Source organism: Acinetobacter sp. YH16053 (assembly GCF_013417035.1).
In the GTDB taxonomy this organism is placed as follows: domain Bacteria; phylum Pseudomonadota; class Gammaproteobacteria; order Pseudomonadales; family Moraxellaceae; genus Acinetobacter; species Acinetobacter towneri.
This window is the reverse complement of record NZ_VPEP01000103.1, coordinates 1-1,777: the sequence shown is the minus strand read 5'-3', so window position 1 is coordinate 1,777 and position 1,777 is coordinate 1. Positions and strand designations below refer to the sequence as shown.

Sequence of the window (1,777 nt, the reverse complement as noted above, 5' to 3'; positions counted from 1 at the left end):
TAAGCTCTATTATGTTAAATGAAGTAAAATTCTATAGATTTTAATATCCATAGAAATCTTTTAGTATTTATTTTTAAAATGAAATTTCCCATTATGAGAAAACCAATAATTTTTTCGATCTTATTACTAATTTGTTCCTTTTCATATGCGGATGACAATAAACAATGTGATGGAATTGCATATGCAGCAGACACCTTGATGACTTTTCATCAAATGGGTTCAGACGTAGAAAAAGCTAAAAGTATTTATAGCAACCTCTTCAAAGAGGAAGGTGAAATTTTCAATCAGATAGTAGATGAAGTAAAGAAATCACCTATCTATACCAAAGAGGAAGAAGCAGAAAAAGCTATAGAAGATTTTAAAAATAAATGGAAAAACTATTGTATAGAAAACAATATAAAATGATTCGCAATTAAATTGATGATCTGCATAGTGATTCTAAAAATTTCCTAAAATTAACATAATACACCTTATACGAAGCCAAAAATGGGAGCTTTAAGCTCCCATTTTTAGTCTTTAATTCGCTTTTTCGCTTCGTCATAAACTATGCTATCAGCTCGTTTTCCGACGGTAATGAGCAGGATAACTACCTGATCATCTTTAACTTGATAGACAAGTCGGACACCAGCTTTTAATAATTTGATTTTATAGCAACCTGCAAGATCGCCTCTAAGCATATTCTTTGGAATATGTGGCTGCTCTATGACTTTGGCTAGTTTCTTTTTAAATTGATCTCTATAGCAACAGGGAGTTTTTCCCATTCTGCTGTAAAGTCCTTGTGACGTAAAAGCTTATAAGTCATCTAATGTGACTTCCTCAAACATCTCTTTAGGGTCATTAATGCGCTTACGGACAAGAGCTAACAATTCTTCATCTTCTTCTGAAAGCAAAGCTTTTTTGACAGGTAGTTTCCCAGTCGTAGCAACATACTCAAGAATACTAGTAAAGAAATCTGTAGGTGCAATACCTTGTTCTTTAAGGATGGAATAGGATTTTTCTTTAAGGGCTTCATCGACCCTGAAGTTAACAGTAGCCATCATATCTCCCAGTTATTTAATGTACTAGGAGTACTGTAATGCAAATTGCATTACAAGTCGACTTCGTATAACCGCCATTATGTTAAATATGAGCAATTTTGTACTAGATACTTTTAATTATATTGATAAGTTAGATTTTTTAATTTCTTAAAGGCACAACTTTGAAAACAATTGGTTTATTAGGCGGAATGAGTTGGGAATCTACAGATCTTTACTATCAACAAATCAATAAAATGGTTCAAATGAAGCTAGGAAAATTACATTCTGCTAAGGTTGTTCTTATCAGCGTTGATTTTGCTGAAATTGAAGAATTACAACATAAGGGACTCTGGGATGAAGCTGGATTTTATTTAAAAGATAAAGCTATTCAACTAGAAAAAGGAGGGGCCGATGGTATTGTACTTTGTACAAATACGATGCATAAAGTGGCTTCTTATATTGAGAATTCAACTACTATTCCATTTATTCATATTGCCGATGCAACAGCTACGGAAATTTTAAGTCAAAATATTAAAAAAATTGGTCTGCTTGGTACAGCTTTTACTATGGAACAAGATTTTTATAAAAACAGATTAGAAGAAAAAGGACTTGAAGTAATAACGCCAAATGAAACAAATAGAAAAGTTGTGCACGATATTATTTATAATGAATTATGTTTAGGGGTTATAAACAAAGAGTCTCAAAAGAAATATATCAATGTTGTCGAAGATTTAATATCTTCTGGAGCAGAAGGAGTTATC

At 32.0% G+C, this 1,777-nt stretch carries 3 protein-coding genes and 1 pseudogene; 2 read left to right on the top strand and 2 right to left on the bottom strand.

All coding sequences use genetic code 11. The features are described 5' to 3' along the window. The first annotated feature begins 198 nt into the window (after window positions 1–198). On the top strand, window positions 199–405 hold the full coding sequence (locus FTV43_RS15305) for a 3-hydroxybutyryl-CoA dehydrogenase (RefSeq protein WP_228284210.1): 207 nt from the start codon (window positions 199–201) through the stop codon (window positions 403–405). A 104-nt stretch (window positions 406–509) separates the two neighbouring features. Here FTV43_RS15305 and FTV43_RS15300 read toward each other — a convergent pair. Both FTV43_RS15300 and FTV43_RS15295 read right to left on the bottom strand, forming a co-directional pair. Continuing rightward, window positions 510–802, bottom strand: a pseudogene (locus tag FTV43_RS15300) (type II toxin-antitoxin system RelE/ParE family toxin). Beyond that, a complete protein-coding gene (locus tag FTV43_RS15295; protein WP_000246756.1) occupies window positions 792–1,037 on the bottom strand; it encodes a type II toxin-antitoxin system RelB/DinJ family antitoxin in 246 nt (81 codons plus the stop codon). Before FTV43_RS15295 ends, FTV43_RS15300 begins: the two are co-directional and overlap by 11 nt. Window positions 1,038–1,198: 161 nt before the next feature. On the opposite strand from FTV43_RS15295, the gene FTV43_RS15290 reads away from it, so the two are divergent. Continuing rightward, the coding region (locus tag FTV43_RS15290) for an aspartate/glutamate racemase family protein (protein WP_179995820.1) at window positions 1,199–1,777 on the top strand (579 nt) is incomplete at its 3' end.